This window comes from Pacificimonas sp. ICDLI1SI03 (assembly GCF_054740865.1).
Map to the genome: position 1 here is coordinate 1 of NZ_JBSQAU010000004.1, position 16,206 is coordinate 16,206.

Genomic DNA, 16,206 nt, shown 5'->3' on the forward strand with positions numbered 1-16,206 from the left:
CCTCGAAAATACCGTTGCCGCCAAGCATGTCGCCGGGAGCCGCGCGATATCGAGCGCTTTGCCGACATTCTTGCGCTTGACCGTCGAGATCATTTCGGGCGCAAAGGCCCCCTCGTAATCAGCCGCCAAACGCGAAGGGAAGCCTGCAGGCAGAATTCCGCGGCCCCCATCGCACCCCAGGAAATACGTAACGCGCACGCTTGAGACATTCGAAGGGACCTTTCAGCCCTTCTAACCCCGGCAAGAACGCATCACTGTCGGGCTGTAAATCCTCTAGCACGATCATGCCCGTCGTCGATGCGCGCAAGGACAGCTCGCCGTCGATTATGGGGACGGAAAGCCTTTTCATGCCCTTTTTTAAGGATGAAACCACGAATAGCACCGCCATGTGCTTCGATTTTGCCCAGACAACGAAGAGATTGGCAAATGGCGCATTGCTGGTCCAAGTCTTCGTCCCGTTCAGCACGAAGCTATCCTTGCTGCTTCGTGCGACGGTGCGCATCGCATTTGGGTCCGATCTGCATCGGGCTCTGTCAGTCCAAAGCAACCGATCACGCGTCCTGCGACAAGATCGGGCAGGAACCGGTGCTTCTGGGCCTCAGACCCGAATGCATGTATCGGGTGGAACACCAGGCTGCACTGTACCGAGGCCATTAAACGGCAACCGGAATCCACGCGCTCGATCTCGCGCGCGATCAGGCCGTATGCGACATAGCTTGCAGCCGCGCCGCCGAATTCCTCCGGCATGGTCACGCCCAGCAGGCCGGCGGCGCCCATAATGGGAAACAGCTCGGGGCCGGTGTTTCTTCACGATAGGCCAATACGATCCGCGGCTGGAGCTTCTAGCGACCGAACGCTGCCGCAGCCTCCGGAATCATGCGTTCGTCATAGCTTAACTGTGCATCGATGAAGAATAGATCGCTCCAATCAAACCTTGCTATGCCTTTCACAGTATTCTCCTCTTGACGGTTGCTTCTGGTCTTAGCCGGATGCGTCTGGCCTCGAGGCATTCGGCACGGGTGTCTATTACCCGGGCACATCCGACCACCTCGCTCGTGTTAATTCCGGTTCTCCTGCCAGACTGGATATCGTAAAGCGACATGTTTAACTATGCTAGAATTTCAATAAAGCGGGAGAGCTACATGAACCGGGAAGACGAAGCGACTGAACGCGCGGCGATCCGCGATCTTCAGTCCATCTACAACACGGAGGGGGACCGCGGCCGTATCGACGCATTGGTCCAGGTGTTCACCATCGATGGAACCCTCGAGATACTGGGGGATGAACATGGCGGACGCAATGCGATCCACCGTTACCTGACCGATGTGTGGCAAAACGGAGCGCCCAATGTCGACCTTTCAGGTTCGCGCCATCATCTTAGCACATCCCGCATCGAGTTTACCGGGCCCGAAACCGCGCAAGGCTGGACCTACTTCTTCGTCATGCGCAGGGGCAAGGTCGTGCAGGAAGGGACCTACGTGGATCGTTTTACAAAGAGCGGATCGGAGTGGCTGATTTCGCACCGCCGCGTAAAGCTTGTCTGGACAAAAGGCGAAGCGTGATGCGCCAAGGCCAGCGCGATAAGGTGCATGCGCCGCCCGGCAGGCATTCACGATGCTATCGCTGTCTCATGCTCCCTGGGTCAAAGCGAAAGACGCAGACCCTCTCCGGTCATGCAAGCCGAATCGTCCGAAATCAGAAACGCGATCACCTTCGCGGCCGCCTCTGGCGTAACCCAGTCGCCCGGGTCCGCATCGGGCATGTCCTTGCGATTCGTCGGCGTATCGATGATGGTCGGCAGAATGGCATTAACGCGGATCTTGCGATCGGCAAATTCTTCGGCAAGGGCCTGGGTCAGAGCCATGACGCCCGCCTTGCTGGCGGCATAGGGCGCCATCCCGGCGCCTGCCCGCTGCGCCGCGGCGGCACCGACATTGACAATTGCCCCGCCCGCCCGCAAATGCGAAATGGCGCATCTCGACGAAACGGCTGCGGTCCGCGTATTGATGCGGTACATGGCATCGAAGCTGTCGATCAATCCATCTTCGACGGTCTGCCAGGTAAATCCGCCTGCAATGTTCACGACCGCATCAAGCCCATCCATCGCCGAAGCCGCTTTTGCAAACGCTTCCTTGACTGCATCCTCGTTGCAAAGATCGACGCCGCCGATCGTCACCTCGGCGGGCCCGCTGTCATCCAGGTCGGTCAGGTCGACGATGGCCACCTTGTGGCCCCGCTCGACAAGATGCGAAACGACCACGCGCCCAAGTGCGCCAGCGCCGCCAGTTACGATTACATGTGTCAAATTCTTGCCCATCCCTTTTGTTCTGCCAAAGTTGTGGTTCGTGAGAGTTGCAGGGACGACGATCAGACCTTGATCAGGACCGATCCGGCCTGACCGCCCCCGGCGCACATCGCGGCCACTCCATATCCGCCGCCACGACGGCGCAGTTCATGGATCAGCGAAACCAGCATCCGCCCGCCCGATGCTCCGATGGGGTGGCCGATGCTGCAACCGCTGCCGCTGACGTTCACGATATCCTCGTCGATGCCGAGTTTCCTGCATGTCGCCAGGGGCACAGAGGCAAATGCCTCGTTAATTTCGAAGACTGCGATCTCGGACTGGCTGACGCCGGTCCGCGCGAAAAGCCGCGGCAGGACTTCGATCACGCTCAGGCCCGTATTGCGCGGATCGACCCCGACGGATGCCCACCCCAGGACGGTCGCCATCTGTTCTAGGCCCTGTTCCTGTGCAAAATTCGCACCGGTGACCATGAGGGCCGATGCGCCGTCGTTCATCCCGCTCGAATTGCCGGCGGTGATGGAAAACCCCTCGATATCGGGGTGGATCGGCTTGAGAGATGCGAGTCGCTCTGCGGTAGTGTCGCGGCGCGGATGCTCGTCCGCCGCGAAACTCACACGGGTGCCGTCGCGGCGCTCGACCTCGATCGGCACGATCTCGTCGCTAAGCCGGCCAGCGTCGATTGCCGCTATTGCCCGCTGGTGCGAGCGTAGCGCCCATGCATCCATTTCCTCGCGGGTCAGGCCCAAGGCTTTGGCCGCGCTCCAGCCCACGGTGATGGTCATGTCGTTATTGGGCGCCTCGGGATCGTCGGGATGCGTCGGCGGGAATCGGTTTTCGCTATATTCGTCGCTGCCCTGCGTGCGCCAGCTCAGCATTGGACCCATCGAGGACGAGTTCACGCCGCCCGCCACGATCGCACGGTCCATGCCCGCCATAATCGAACCGGCGGCGACTGCGACAGAGCTTAAGCTGCCGGCACAGTGACGGTTCAACGCCATTCCGCCAGCTTGCAGCATACCCGCTTCGACAGCGGCATGGCGGGCAAGCGCACCGCCGCCGTAAAGCGATTCTGCCAGGATCACATCGTCGACGGCACCCGGCTCGAGACCGGATCTTGCAACTGCGGCCTCCAGCACGTGGCGGGCCAGTTCTTCGCCGGTGACATCGACTAACGTACCCTTTCGCGCAGTGCCGACCGCGGTCCGGACGGCGCTGGTAATTACGGCTTTGGTCATGATCTGCTCTCGCTGTCTGTTCTAATTTTACTGAGCCGACGCCGGTGGCGCACGGCAGTGGCGGGTAAGCGTGTAGCCCGGTCGGGTCGGCTGTCCGTTGCCGGGCCCTGGACCGCTCTGACCCGATACCGCAGGGTCAGGCATCCATTCCCATCAATTGCCGCATCTCGTTATGCCATTGCGCGATCGGCTTGAAGCCGTTCCGCGTGCGGCAGTACGCCTCGGTGAAACTGCGGATCTCTTCGACGGGCCTGGTCAGATCCAGCGGTTCCTTGAAGGGCTGCGATATGTACCAGTCAGTATCGGCAAACACTTCGATGCGATTGCCCTCTGGATCGTGAAAATAGATCGACCAGCTGTTGCCGTGGATCACCGGCTCCATCCCGGCGGTCTCCGCCTTTACGAGACGTTCATAAAAGATTTTGAGTTCGCCGAGCGATCCCAAGCGGAACGAGATCTGGTTGAGGTTCAGTTGCGTGCCATGGTCGCGACCCTCGACCAAAACAATTTGGTGATGTTCGCGGGGATCGCGGCTGAAGAAGGTGATCTTCTTGCCATTCAGCGTCCCGCGATCTGTAATGAAAAAGCCCATCGTTGCCGTATAGAATTCAGCCATCTTCTTCATGTCGGTCACGAAGAGACCGACGTGGCTGAAGGAAAGCGCATAGGGGTCGGCCTGCGCAGTGGACTGCGGCGCGGTCTGGTTCTGCGTACTCATAACTTCTCCGTCTGGTGAATTCCCTAGTCGATCACATTCGAAAGAACGCCGACACCGGTCACTTCAACTTCCACGAGATCGCCGGATTTCATGAATATCTGCGGGTCGCGCTTGACCCCTACCCCGCCCGGCGTTCCCGTGACGATGACATCGCCGGGAAGCAGTTCGGTAAAGGTGGAGATATACTCGATCTGTTCGGCGATCGAAAATATCATCTGGCCAGCGTGGCCCGATTGCACGACCTGGCCGTTCAGCCGGGTCTCCAGCCTGATATCCTCAACGTTCGAAGGCATCTCGTCGGACGTCACGAGCCAAGGGCCAAAAGGGCCCGAACCGTCGAAATTCTTTCCCGGCGTCCATTGCTGAGTATGGGTCTGCCAGTCGCGGACCGAGATATCGTTATAGGCGCTATATGCCCACACATGCTCCATCGCCGTGGCTCTTTCGATCTGCCTGCCGCCTTTCCCGATGACCACGGCGATCTCGCCCTCGTAATCGATCTTCGTCGAAACAGGCGGAATGGAGATCGTGGCGCCATGCGCGGCCTGAGACTGCACTGTCCGCAAGAAGATGATCGGTGCCGGGGCACGGTCCCGGGCGGTTTCAAGCCGGTGCTCCTCGTAGTTCACGCCAACGCAAAAGACGCGCGGGGGATCGAATACGGCCGGCATATACTCGATCGAATCCAGCGGCAGCCGCCACTCGGAAACAGCGGCCCGTTGCTGCAAGGCATCGATCTGTCCATCCGAGAATATGCCACCAAGCGTAGGAGCGCCGGTCCACCCCGGACCGGTCAGAACCACGATGTCTTGACCGTCGATGGAGCCGACATGCGCACCACAGTCATGCCTGAAACTTACCAACTTCACGTTATTCTCCCACTATGTCGCGGTTATCACAAGGGCGCCCCGCGCTGCTCCCCCGATATGTCTGGCATTTTGATAGCGTTCTAGAATATTAGCAAGGATAATGTTTCAAGGGCGGCAGCCGCCGCGCCCTTTCGCAGCGCGAGAACAAACGGGCAAGGGAGTTGGAAAGATGCATCCGGATGATATCATGCTCAGGGGCAAATCGGCGCTAGTCACAGGTGGCGCAAACGGCATCGGCAAGGGCATCGCCCTCGCTCTCGCCCGCTTTGGCGCGGATGTCGCGATCGCTGACATCGATTCGATCGCCGGTCCGCGTATCGCTGGCGAAATCGCGGCATTTGGCCCGCAGGGCTGTTTCATCGATTGCGACGTGATGAAACGCGAAAGCCTGAAGGCAGCCGTCGATACCGTTGCCGATCGGTTTGGCCGTTTCGACATACTCGTCAACAATGCAGGCGGAGGCCGCCCGGTCAGCTTTCTGAAACAGAGCGAACGCAGCTACGACCGGCACATCGAACTGAACCTCAACAGCATGTTGAACGCAACCCGCCATGCCGCGGGCCACATGATCGTATTCGGCAATGGCGGATCGATCATAAACATCAGCAGCATCGAAGGCCTGCGCGCCGGCCCCGGCTACGCGGTCTATTCGGCCTGCAAGGCCGCAATGCTGAATTTCACGAAATCCGCCGCGCTTGAACTGGCCGAACATGAAATCAGGGTAAACGCAATAGCGCCCGACATCGTGGCGACCGAGGGCTTTCGAAACCAGGTAGCCGGATCGATGGATGCCGAGGAAGTCGCGGCACGCGCACGGTATATCCCCATGGGCCGCGACGGCGACGAGGACGATTGTGCAGGCACCGCCGTCTTTTTGGCGTCGCGGCTGGCACGCTACGTCACCGGCACCACGATCAACGTGGATGGCGGGACCTTTGCGGCTAGCGGATGGATGCGGACGACAGGCAAGGGCTGGCGGCTTTTTCCCGACCGCGCGTGAACGCGCAGGGTTCGGCCTTCCCCATTCAGGCGAATTGCGGCCTTGACCACGGCATCACATTCAAAGATAGCCGCTGGACATTCTAGAATATTAGGCGGCATGGCCGGTTTCGTGCCAGCGATCGTAGAAGGATCATTAGGATATGGAACATAGCGCGTCAGCCGATGTGATCGTGGTGGGCGGTGGCCCGGTGGGCATGACCTTGGCTTATATCTTAGCGGAGTACGGGGTTAACAGCATATTGCTCGAACGCAATCTGACGACGACGCGCCATCCCAAGATGGACATCACCAACGCGCGCAGCATGGAGCTTTTCGCCACGATCGGTCTGGACAAGAAACTGCGGGCGGTATCGGTACCCGAAGACCACAGTTTCGACGTATCGTGGATCACGACGTTGACCGGGGATGAACTTTTCCGCTTCGTGTATCCCTCGCCCGAGACAATCCGCCGCCAGCTACGCGAAAACAACGACGGGACCGAGGCATCGCAGCCCCCGATGCGGGTCTCGCAGGTCATCATAGAACCCGTCCTTAAGCAGGCGATAGACGAACATCCCCTCGTCGACGTTCGTTTCGGCCTCAACTTCGAGGCGTACGAGCAGGACGGCGGGACGATTACCGCAATCGCATCAGACTGCGACGGAAACCGGCGCCATTTTGCCGGGAACTGGCTGGTCGGGTGCGATGGCGGTGGCAGCAGGGTCCGCGAACAGTTGGGCATCGCCCTGCAGGGCCGTTCGCGCCTGTCGCAGCGGTTCATCACCCACTTCACATCGACCGACACGGCGCTGCTTCAGCAGTGGGGCCCCGCTTGGCATTACCAGTCCAGCCGGGGCACGCTTGTCGCGCAAAACGACTGTGATACCTGGACGCTGCTGTCGCGCCTTCCCGACAATGTCGATAGCGACACGGTCGATCCCTCTCGCCTGATCGAGGAATTCGCCGGCGCCCCAGTCGAACACGAGGTGATCGTATCCAATGTATGGTCGCCCAACCTGTTGGTGGCCGACAGTTATGGACGGGGAAATATCCTTCTAGCAGGCGATTCCGTCCACCAATACATCCCGACCGGCGGCTATGGCATGAATACGGGTATCGGCGATGCATTCGACCTAGGCTGGAAACTGGCCGCCGCAATCAAAGGGTTTGCCGGCCCTGCGCTCATTCCATCCTACGAGATCGAACGCCGACCGGTCGGGCTGGCCAATTGCGCCGGGTCGGGCTTGCACAATCGCGTCAGGATCGAAATCGGCGGATTGTACGACGACACGCTATTTGCACAAACCCCCGCCGGAGAGCAGGCCCGGTCCCATGCGAGCAAGCGAATCGAGGAACTCGGCAATGCCGAGAACGAATGCTGGGGTCTGGAATTCGGCTATTCCTACGAACATTCACCCATCGTGATACCCGATCCGACCGATGCACCTTCAAAGAGCCCGCTCCACTATAAGCCGACGACATCGCCCGGTGCGCGGCTGCCCAGCGTCTATCTGAACGATGGCAGCAATGTGTATGACCATATCGGACCGTGGTTCACCCTTCTATGTTTTGAAGACCTCGACACCGGTGTCATTTCCAACGCCGCAAGCGCCGCCGGTGTTCCGCTTGCAATCAAGACCATCGATGTGACCGGGTTCGAGGAATTGTATCGCGGACCAGCCCTGCTCGTTCGCCCTGATCTCCAGATTGGCTGGCGTGGGTTGCCTCCGCCGGACGCAGCCGAGGCAGAAAGATTGATCAAGCGACTGGTCGGCTACACGTCCACACTGGCCCTGCCCGATCCGGATCCATGAGCGGAGCTGGCGCGCCCGGAGCAGGACCCCGCGCGTGCTGGTCCCGGCTAGGCGCTGCTTGCATCGTCGGCACCGATTTCCCGCGGTTCGAGCAATCGGACCAGCACGCTGGCCTGCGCCTCGATCAATAGACCGGGATCGAGCCCAACACTGGGATATTGGTGCGCTGCTGCGGCCAGCCGCTCCATGGCGACAAAGAAAACGATCGCCTCCGCATAATTGGACACCCGGCGGGGCGCGCGTTCCCGGGGAAACGAAGTGGCGATGCGATCGCACAGAGCATCCAGGATCGGAATAGCCGATTGAGTTCGCAAATCGTTGAACCGCGGATTGCCACGGTCTGCCTCGATATTCCGGTACAACAATATTTCGCTGTGGCGATCCCACACCCGGTTGAATTCTTTGACCAAGATCAAGGCATCGCGGTGGAGATAGCCGCCCTCGCGAAGCAGGCTGTCATTTCCGGAAAACAGGTCTTCGATCTCTTCCGTAATCTGCGCGCACAACGCAAAGATCAGGTCCTGTACATCGTTGAAATAGACATAGAACGTCGCCTTTCCGACGTTCGCCTCTTTCGAAACCTGCGCAATCGAAAGATTGAACGGCGAGTGTTTGGCAATCAGCCGGTGGGCGGCACGCATCAGCCGTTGTTGTGTTTGCAGGCCTTTGCGGCCCAAGACTTGTCCGTTCTTGTTGAACAGCCCTGCTTCGACCGCCTTATCGTTTGAAACCGATAGTTTTACGTCAGACATGCGTCATCCCACATCGCTTGAAGACGCGATCCTATAGCGACGCGGCCATAGAGTGTAATACCCAGCGGCGTTCCCCGCCAGGCCAAGCCGTCTGAGTACCAGAGGTGGGAGGACCAGTAGTAGCTGGGCCTTGAGCCAGCAACAGAGCCTGCCACTACCCGAGACGTCTACCGATCGCCACGAGGTACGGTCCGCAGTGATTGGGGCCGCCGATGGGCAGCCCCGCACCCGATCAGTCGCGCACGCCTTCAAGAAGACCCTTCATGTTGCTGTGAAAGACCTGCTTGACCTGGTCGTCGGAAAAGTCGCGGAACTCCTTCAGATAGTCCAGCGGTTCGGCCAGCCCTTCAGGATGCGGGAAATCGCTTCCGAATAGGATGCGCTTGACAGGAATGTCCTTTGCCAGTTCCGTCATGCTGTCTTCATAGAACGGCGCGACGAAAACATTCTCCCTGAAGGTTTCGCGCGGGGGCTTGGCAAAGGATTTTGGCATCTGCCCAAAGGCCTTGTCGAGCCGGTGAAGCAGCGGACGAACCCAGTCAGCCCCATTTTCCACCGAGACCATCCGCAGTTTGGGAAAACGATCGAACAGGCCGTGGCAGATGAAGGCCGACAGCGTGTCTGCGATGGGGCGTCCCAGCATGTCGAGCGTGGCCTTGAAAGGATCGCTTTCGAAAGGCTGGTACTCACCCACACCGCCGGTCCACCAGCGATAGATCCGATCGTATCCCGAATCCGATGTATGCAGACAGGTAAAGATCCCGGCCTCTTCCACGCGCGCCCAGAAAGGGTCGAACTCGGGAAGGCCCGGCGAGCGGCTACCGCGGAAGCCGGGTACCGGCGCTGGGCGAATGCCGATGCAACGCGCTCCGTCCTTCAAGACCGATTCAAGTTCCTCGATCGCCAGATCCATATCGGACAGGCTGATCATGGGAACCGAAAAGAGGCGATTTTCGCGGGCGAAGCCCCATTCTTCCGCAGTCCAGCGGTTAAGCGAATGGAACAGGGCAGCCATTACCTCGGGCTTTTCATTCAAACGTTCCTCGACGACCGAGGCAAGCGTCGGGAAGATCAGCGCGGCATGCACCTGCTGCTCGTTCATGACAGCCAGACGGCCATCGCCCGTGCGCCATGCCGCGGGCGGACGAAGGGGCTTTCCCGTCATCTCGCGCATGGTCAAACCTTCGGTGTTCTTCGCCCGGTACCAGGTTTCATGCGTGCCGGGCCCTGCAACAACCTCGAACGTAGGATTGGGGATATATTCGGAAAGGTGGCCATCGATCACCAGTTTTGTTCGCCCCTCGACGTCCACGAAGTAGAATTCGTTCGCAAACTTCTTAGGCAGGTGCCGCAGGAATGCTTCGGCAGGTTCGTAAAGATGGTGATCGGCGTCATACACCTCATATGGCAGGGTGGTCATCTCGGTCTCCCATTATTTTCTGGCTGATCTTCTTAAATCGTCGGCTACAGCGTGGAATTTTAAAAGTTGACTGTCAATCAGCTTTTAACCGGAGCCCTCGCCAGGGTCGGGTTTCCGGCTTAGCGCAGGCCGTCCTCTGCTGTGATTTCGGATACGGAAAGGCCGCCGGAACGCGCATGGATGCGGCCCCCGTCCGACGCGGCAAGACCGAACAGGATTTCGTCGCGGCGCGGGCCGTCCCACACGCTCATTTCCGCCGTGCCGAAATGGCTGCGGACATAGGCGGCATGGACGTGGCCCAACGGGATCATGAGCCTGGTCCCGAGCGTGCCAATCGTCTTAGCAGCGGGCACGATGGCCTTGGCGCCGCCCAGTGCCTCTCGTAAGGCCCAGCCGCCGGCCTCGTGCCATACGGCTCCGTGTTCGAGTTCGCCGTCTTCGCCGACAATCGCACCCTTGCCAAATGCCTCGATCGAACTGACGTCCAGCGACTTAGTCAGCCGGTCCGACAGATCCCAGCCCAATTCGCGAAGCGCGGACTGGAACGGGATCAGGTCCTGTTCGAATGTGTTCGCAAACGGGTTTCGCACCACCGCGCATGCTACCGCGACCTGCAGGGGGCGGGTTGGCACCGGGCCCCGCTCGTGCCGGATTTCTTCGATGCAAACGATCGTCTTGCGAACTTCGATCACGGCTATTCGCCGACGACCGGATTGCGCAGGATACCGATGCCCTCTACCTCGCACTCGCAGATATCGCCATCCTTCATGAAGATCGGCGGCTTGCGGGAAAACCCGACTCCGCTCGGCGTCCCCGTCGCCAGGACATCGCCCGGCTTGAGATCGAGGATTTCGGAGACGAATGAGATGAACGCGGGTATCTTGTGGATCTGATAGCTGGTGTTGCTGTCCTGATACGTCTCGCCGTTGATGCGTGCCTTCACCACCAGATTGTGCGGATCGGCAATTTCATCCGCAGTCACCATCCATGGACCCAGAGCGCCCGAAGCGCGGAAGTTCTTTCCTGCGGTGATCTGCTTGGTGAAGAACTGGTAATCGCGAACGCTGACATCATTGAATACCGAATAGCCCGCGACATGATCCATCGCGTCCGCTTCCGAAATATTGCGACCGCCCTTGCCAATGATGACGGCAAGCTCGACTTCCCAGTCCAGATCGTCGCTCGTCGCCGGTTTGAGGATCGGCGCGCCATGACCCATCATCGTATCGGAATAGCGGGCGAACAGCGCGGGTTTCCTGGGTGGATCGCGTTGTATGCCCACGGCCCGGATTTCGTCGATATGGTCTTGGTAGTTGATCGCCAAGCACCATAGATGGGCCGGATCGACGATCACCGGCAGAAAGATGATATCGTCAAGCGAATGATCGGCATCGGCGTCGAGGTACTGTCGCGCTTCTTCAAGCCTGCCAGCCTCGAGCAGGGCCTTCAGCGATGCAGCGCCAAGCCTGGGCTGCAGGTCGACGATTCCGTCCTCCTTGACTAGGCCGAACGATTGGCGATCACCGGCAGAATAGGAAAGCAGGCGCATAGGGTCCTCCAAAGGCAGTCATTATCAATACCGCGAGCTAGGCAGGGCCGCGGCCGCTTACAAGCAATCGCCTCACAATTGCCACATATGTGAAATTGACGTGCTGCCCTTGGCGTGGCCGGCAGGGACAATAGGCTATGAGCAATCAGGTCAGGAGGAATATCCATGCAAAGCGTTCATCTCAGCCATTTTGGCATCTTTGTCCGGGACATCGACGCAATGGAACGTTTCTACGCAGACACGTTCGACATGGTCGTGACGGACCGCGGCATGGGCAAGACATTCAAGAACAGCCTCGTCTTCATGACAGGCGATCCGGAACAACATCATCAACTCGTCCTGTCGTCCGGCCGTGCGCCGGACGGGCCAAGCACGATCATGCAGATATCCTTCAAGGTCCACTCGCTTGCGGACCTGCGGCTGCACCGCGACAGGGCACTGGCAAATGGCGCGCAGAACATGGTCGGGCTCAATCATGGCAACGCATGGTCGATCTATCTCGACGACATCGAGGGCAATAAGATCGAGATATATCTCGATACGCCCTACCATGTGCCGCAGCCATGCGGCGTGCCACTCGATATCGACCAGTCGGAGGAAACCCTCATGACCGAAACCAAGATTCTAATCGAATCGCTACCCGGCAACAAGCCTCGCGATGCGTTTGTCCAGACGCTGCGCGAAACCTTTGGCACTAAGACCTGACGCGCCCCCACCGCCAACGCCCAAACGACGGCGGATACAAGGGGCGGCAAAGTCGGTCGAGCGACCGACATTCTAGAATAACAGTTGTTGCCGGCCTGTGTCCGGGCTACGGTCCGAGCGAAAGAGGATGGCGAATGACGAATGCAAAACGAAAGGAATGCCCAAGCGCGAGAGCACCCGATATCGCGGCAGACGCAGGCATGATGAAATCCACTGGCCGCGTGTTTAGTATACTCGAATTCTTCGACAACGTTCGGCGGCCAGCCACCGCAAGCAAAATTGCGCGACATTTCGGTTTCCCGGCATCCAGCACGTCACAACTCTCGCGCTACATGATCATCGCCGGCTATCTGGTGATCGACCAGTCACCGCGCGGATGCAGCCCATCGATGCGGGTCAGCCTGCTGGGTAACGGGTGGAACCGCGATCACGTGGGAATGGGTCCGTCCTTCTTATGATGCGCAAACTAAATGCCGGGACGGCGGGCAATTTTGCTGGCCGTCCAGCCGAATTGCGATGCGCAATACGTCCACGCGTCTCAATCGCCATGTTGCCATGATTGTATTGCGCAACAACGCCGAAAGCGTGTCGGACCGCCCGATATCGTCCCTGCGGTGCGTGCTGGCCATGACCGCGCAGGCCCGTGCCGACGGCTTTGTCTGCTTCTACGATTCCATCCTTTCAGGGGGGACTTGCGGCTGTCATCTATCCGGGCGGCGGCGGCCGGTCGCCGTTAACATGGGCGACTACCTCAATTCAATGACGCAGAACTGCGGCGATCTCGAGAAGGTCTTTCTCGACGTTCTTGATGAATACCACGCAAGCGAGACGGTGGCCGCCGCCGCCGAGTAAGATCGCTTGCCCGACAACCAGAACGAGAAAGTGTTCGAGAATGGAAATTACCCAGGCAGACAAGATCTACGAACTTCGCTTCTACGCCGTGGCTCCCGGCCGGGGCCCGGACATGGAAGATCGCGTCCAGAACGAGCTCAAATGGCTTCTTCCCCGCCATGGAATCGTGCCCAGCGCCGGGTGGATTGTAACAAGCGGCCCAGGCACGCCTTCGTTCATCTATCTCATGAAATTTTCAAGCATGTTGCATCGCGACAAATGCTGGCGGGGATTTTACAACGATCCGTCCTGGCAGGACGTTCGCAATCGCACCAACGCGGGCAGCGAGCTGGTTGAACATTACGAAATCTGGTTCGTCCGCGAGATCGTGGGGTGGAACGGGAACGCCCCTGACGGCGGCCTTGACGAACTGCTAGTGATGCGCACGCGCGTCGGCAAAAGTGCGCAGGCGGCCAGCGCCCTGCGCGAAAGCGAACTTCCCGATTATGAAAACGCCGGAGCCGCGATCCTGGCCGCGTTCGATATCGTCAGCGGTGGATCCATGCCCGGTTCGGTGGTCATGCTGCGCTGGCCCGACTGGCAGACCCGCGCGGACGGACTGGCGGCGATGGCGAGGGCCAAGGATCGCACTGGTCGGCGTTCTGCCGAAACCGAAGAATTCGGAGGCCCGCTGCTTGAAAGGACAACATCCTACATGATGGACGAGGTTCCCATCGACTGGGATGCGCCTGCCAAGGGCTGAGCAATATTCAAGCAATGAAGCGCCCGGCGCGTAATCATTTGCGCGCCGCGCGCCGGACCTTCTTGCGCGGCGGCGCATAGGCTTCTGCTTCGGCCCGGCATTCCTCGACGTTTTCGAAGACGCGCCGTTCGGTGGCGAAGATGTGAGCCTTCATCGCGCGACTGGCGCCCTTTACATCGCCGCGGCTGATGGCGTCGATAACCTTTTCGTGTTCGCGATGGGCCTGTTCGATGTTCATTCCGAACGAAGAACCGCTGGTCACGACGACGTAGAAATCCGATCGGTCGGACAGGCGCTCGACAACATCGGTCATCATCTTGGATTTCGCGACCCTCCTCAGTTCGGAGTGGAGCTGCCGGTTCAGCACTCGATACTGTTCGCTGGCCTGTTCGCTATCCATTTTCTGGCGAAGGAGTCCCCCGATCTGCGAGGAAATGAGCTGCAGGCCAAGTACATCCGTGGGACTGGCCCGCTCGGCCGCCATTTCTGCGGTCAGCGCCTCGCCAGCAGCAAAAAGCCGAAAGAAATCGTCTATTTCCTGCAGCTCGGGCTGCCTGACCCTGCATCCGACCTGCGGTATGATTTCGACAAAGCCTTCCATCGCAAGACGCTTGATCGCATCGAGCACGGGCTGACGGCTTGCCTGAACCTGTTTGGCAATTTCGTCTATGGGAAGCCAAGATCCTATCGGAGAGCGTCCCTCGAGCAACATTGACTTTACATGGTTATAAGACAGTTCCGAAAGTCGGCTTGCCCGCATCAGACATAGATCCCCAAGTGCATAAAACGCCATATTAAAGACAAATCGAGCATTGTACAGCCTTCGCTGCACTGCCGCATTGCGTACGCAAACCTGCCTAGCATTACAGTTGCGTTTTTGTCGAACATGTGCCTGCTGTGCGGTGGCCTGATGCGCTCGTCGCCACAGCGACCATGCGATGATATGAGCGGGCTCGATGCGGCGTTGTGCGAGCCGGACGGCGACCCTTCGGACTTCCTGTGTCGACCAGCGGATCAGCGCGGGGGCAGGCGCATTCTTTTTGGGGGCGTTGCCTGGTTTGCTTTGTGACGGATCGCGGCCATCATCGCGAACGCGAGCATAACCAGCGAGACGTGGCGATGCCATCCGTGCCAGGATCTGGTTTCGTTGTGATCCAGACCGAGCTCGTTCTTCGCCGTCTCGAAGCTGTCCGCGATGGCCCAACGGTGGCCTTCGACCCTGACCAGCGCGGCGATGGACGTGCCCGCCGGACACCAGGTGGTGAAGAACGCCAGATCGCCATCGGCCATGTTGCGGCGGATCAGCAGGCCGCGTGTCCATTGTCCTGAGCATCCTTCATCATATTCGGCAGCATCGATATCCGCGAGTTCGCAATACGCCCAGTCGTGCAGCCTCTTGCCCTTTGTACCGTCGCCAGCCGAGAGGCGCTGCCAGCCAGTAGGATCGAGGTCTTGCGCGATCTCTGCCGCGGTACCCGCAACCGCCGGCTTGCCCACCCAGGATCCGAAGTGATGGTTGGAATTGACACCGAGCACATAACCCTTTCCCGCACGACGTAGCGCCCGTTCGATATCGCCAACACCGTAGACGCTGTCGGCAGCCACCCAGGCAAATGGGACATCCGCCGCGATCGCCCGCTCGATCATTTGAACAGCCAGCGCGGGTTTAGTCGCAAAATTCGTTTCCGCGGGCACATGCGCCTTGGCCATTCGCGCCGGATCCCTCGTCCAGCTCTTTGGCAGATACAGCGCCCGGTCGATGAAGGCATGGCCGCGCTGCGACACATAAGTGGCGAAGACGCCGATCTGGCAATTGGTGATCTTGCCCGCCGATCCGGTGTATTGACGTGCAACACCGCACGAAGCCTTGCCCTGCTTGAGAAAACCAGTCTCGTCGATCACCAGCACCGCATCCTCGGTGCCGAGTGTTTCCATGACATAATCGCGCACAATATCGCGCAACGCATCGGCATCCCACCGGCCCCGGCCAAGAATCGCTTGCTGCCGCCACGGACCCGGATCACCCGCCGCCTCGGCACGCATCCAGCCGGTCTTGCGCCGCTCGTCGCTGAGCAGCCCATCCAGGAACAGCCCTGCCGATGTCGCCACCCGTTCCTGCGTGAATAGCCCACGCATCCGCGCCTTTACATCTCTCAGCGAAAATGCCCAAAGCTCCAATGTTGTCTCGATCGATGCACCCGTCATCCATAGCCTCCTTGCCATGGAGACCCATTGATTCAGAGTTTCGACAAAAGCGCAACTGT

The 16,206-nt window shown here is 59.4% G+C and carries 19 protein-coding genes; 7 read left to right on the forward strand and 12 right to left on the reverse strand.

The window, feature by feature from the left end; translation table 11 throughout:
- Window positions 1-118 precede the first annotated feature (118 nt).
- Together ACSMXM_RS16915 and ACSMXM_RS16920 are read right to left on the reverse strand one after the other, a co-directional pair.
- Window positions 119-502, reverse strand: coding sequence for an acyl-CoA dehydrogenase family protein (locus ACSMXM_RS16915; RefSeq protein WP_460317651.1), 384 nt, complete (start codon window positions 500-502; stop codon window positions 119-121).
- Window positions 460-777 (reverse strand): acyl-CoA dehydrogenase family protein, encoded by a 318-nt coding sequence (locus tag ACSMXM_RS16920; protein WP_460317653.1) that lies wholly within the window; start codon window positions 775-777, stop codon window positions 460-462. The genes ACSMXM_RS16915 and ACSMXM_RS16920 overlap by 43 nt, the downstream gene beginning before the upstream one ends.
- Before the next feature lie 365 nt (window positions 778-1,142).
- Between ACSMXM_RS16920 and ACSMXM_RS16925 the strand changes: the two genes are divergently transcribed.
- Window positions 1,143-1,562: a nuclear transport factor 2 family protein gene (locus ACSMXM_RS16925; protein ID WP_460317654.1), complete on the forward strand. Its 420-nt coding sequence runs from the start codon at window positions 1,143-1,145 to the stop codon at window positions 1,560-1,562.
- An 80-nt stretch (window positions 1,563-1,642) separates the two neighbouring features.
- Here the strand turns inward: ACSMXM_RS16925 and ACSMXM_RS16930 are convergent, their stop codons facing one another.
- From ACSMXM_RS16930 to ACSMXM_RS16945, 4 genes are all read right to left on the reverse strand, one after another.
- Window positions 1,643-2,305 carry an SDR family oxidoreductase gene (locus ACSMXM_RS16930; protein WP_460317655.1) on the reverse strand — a complete coding sequence of 221 codons (663 nt, stop codon included), beginning with the start codon at window positions 2,303-2,305 and terminating at the stop codon, window positions 1,643-1,645.
- A 62-nt stretch (window positions 2,306-2,367) separates the two neighbouring features.
- Window positions 2,368-3,540, reverse strand: coding sequence for a thiolase family protein (locus tag ACSMXM_RS16935; protein WP_460317656.1), 1,173 nt, complete (start codon window positions 3,538-3,540; stop codon window positions 2,368-2,370).
- A 136-nt stretch (window positions 3,541-3,676) separates the two neighbouring features.
- The gene (locus ACSMXM_RS16940; RefSeq protein ID WP_460317657.1) at window positions 3,677-4,258 is read right to left on the reverse strand and encodes a VOC family protein; all 582 of its coding nucleotides are present in this window, start codon (window positions 4,256-4,258) and stop codon (window positions 3,677-3,679) included.
- Window positions 4,259-4,281: 23 nt separating this feature from the next.
- Window positions 4,282-5,127 (reverse strand): fumarylacetoacetate hydrolase family protein, encoded by an 846-nt coding sequence (locus ACSMXM_RS16945; RefSeq protein WP_460317658.1) that lies wholly within the window; start codon window positions 5,125-5,127, stop codon window positions 4,282-4,284.
- 169 nt (window positions 5,128-5,296) lie between these two features.
- Between ACSMXM_RS16945 and ACSMXM_RS16950 the strand changes: the two genes are divergently transcribed.
- Window positions 5,297-6,127: an SDR family NAD(P)-dependent oxidoreductase gene (locus ACSMXM_RS16950; protein ID WP_460317659.1), complete on the forward strand. Its 831-nt coding sequence runs from the start codon at window positions 5,297-5,299 to the stop codon at window positions 6,125-6,127.
- A gap of 142 nt (window positions 6,128-6,269) precedes the next feature.
- Entirely contained in the window at window positions 6,270-7,922 is a 1,653-nt protein-coding gene (locus ACSMXM_RS16955) for an FAD-dependent monooxygenase (RefSeq protein WP_460317660.1), read from the forward strand.
- 47 nt (window positions 7,923-7,969) lie between these two features.
- On the opposite strand, the gene ACSMXM_RS16960 is transcribed toward ACSMXM_RS16955, so the two are convergent.
- The 4 genes from ACSMXM_RS16960 to ACSMXM_RS16975 form a co-directional block, all read right to left on the reverse strand.
- Window positions 7,970-8,674 (reverse strand): TetR/AcrR family transcriptional regulator, encoded by a 705-nt coding sequence (locus ACSMXM_RS16960; protein ID WP_460317662.1) that lies wholly within the window; start codon window positions 8,672-8,674, stop codon window positions 7,970-7,972.
- A gap of 232 nt (window positions 8,675-8,906) precedes the next feature.
- Window positions 8,907-10,094 (reverse strand): amidohydrolase family protein, encoded by a 1,188-nt coding sequence (locus ACSMXM_RS16965; RefSeq protein ID WP_460317663.1) that lies wholly within the window; start codon window positions 10,092-10,094, stop codon window positions 8,907-8,909.
- Window positions 10,095-10,213: 119 nt separating this feature from the next.
- Window positions 10,214-10,786 carry an amino acid synthesis family protein gene (locus tag ACSMXM_RS16970; protein ID WP_460317665.1) on the reverse strand — a complete coding sequence of 191 codons (573 nt, stop codon included), beginning with the start codon at window positions 10,784-10,786 and terminating at the stop codon, window positions 10,214-10,216.
- A gap of 2 nt (window positions 10,787-10,788) precedes the next feature.
- Window positions 10,789-11,643: a fumarylacetoacetate hydrolase family protein gene (locus ACSMXM_RS16975; RefSeq protein WP_460317666.1), complete on the reverse strand. Its 855-nt coding sequence runs from the start codon at window positions 11,641-11,643 to the stop codon at window positions 10,789-10,791.
- 165 nt (window positions 11,644-11,808) lie between these two features.
- Here ACSMXM_RS16975 and ACSMXM_RS16980 point away from each other — a divergent pair, with 165 nt between their 5' ends.
- From ACSMXM_RS16980 to ACSMXM_RS16995, 4 genes are all read left to right on the forward strand, one after another.
- Entirely contained in the window at window positions 11,809-12,348 is a 540-nt protein-coding gene (locus tag ACSMXM_RS16980) for a VOC family protein (protein WP_460317667.1), read from the forward strand.
- A gap of 134 nt (window positions 12,349-12,482) precedes the next feature.
- A complete protein-coding gene (locus ACSMXM_RS16985) occupies window positions 12,483-12,806 on the forward strand; it encodes a helix-turn-helix domain-containing protein (RefSeq protein WP_460317668.1) in 324 nt (107 codons plus the stop codon).
- 58 nt (window positions 12,807-12,864) lie between these two features.
- Complete coding sequence (locus ACSMXM_RS16990; protein ID WP_460317669.1) at window positions 12,865-13,200, forward strand: hypothetical protein; 336 nt, start codon at window positions 12,865-12,867, stop codon at window positions 13,198-13,200.
- Between the two features lie 40 nt (window positions 13,201-13,240).
- Entirely contained in the window at window positions 13,241-13,942 is a 702-nt protein-coding gene (locus ACSMXM_RS16995) for an NIPSNAP family protein (protein WP_460317670.1), read from the forward strand.
- Between the two features lie 34 nt (window positions 13,943-13,976).
- Here the strand turns inward: ACSMXM_RS16995 and ACSMXM_RS17000 are convergent, their stop codons facing one another.
- Together ACSMXM_RS17000 and ACSMXM_RS17005 are read right to left on the reverse strand one after the other, a co-directional pair.
- Window positions 13,977-15,068 (reverse strand): GntR family transcriptional regulator, encoded by a 1,092-nt coding sequence (locus ACSMXM_RS17000; protein WP_460317671.1) that lies wholly within the window; start codon window positions 15,066-15,068, stop codon window positions 13,977-13,979.
- Window positions 14,957-16,165, reverse strand: coding sequence for an IS701 family transposase (locus ACSMXM_RS17005; protein ID WP_460317672.1), 1,209 nt, complete (start codon window positions 16,163-16,165; stop codon window positions 14,957-14,959). Before ACSMXM_RS17005 ends, ACSMXM_RS17000 begins: the two co-directional genes overlap by 112 nt.
- Window positions 16,166-16,206 lie beyond the last annotated feature (41 nt).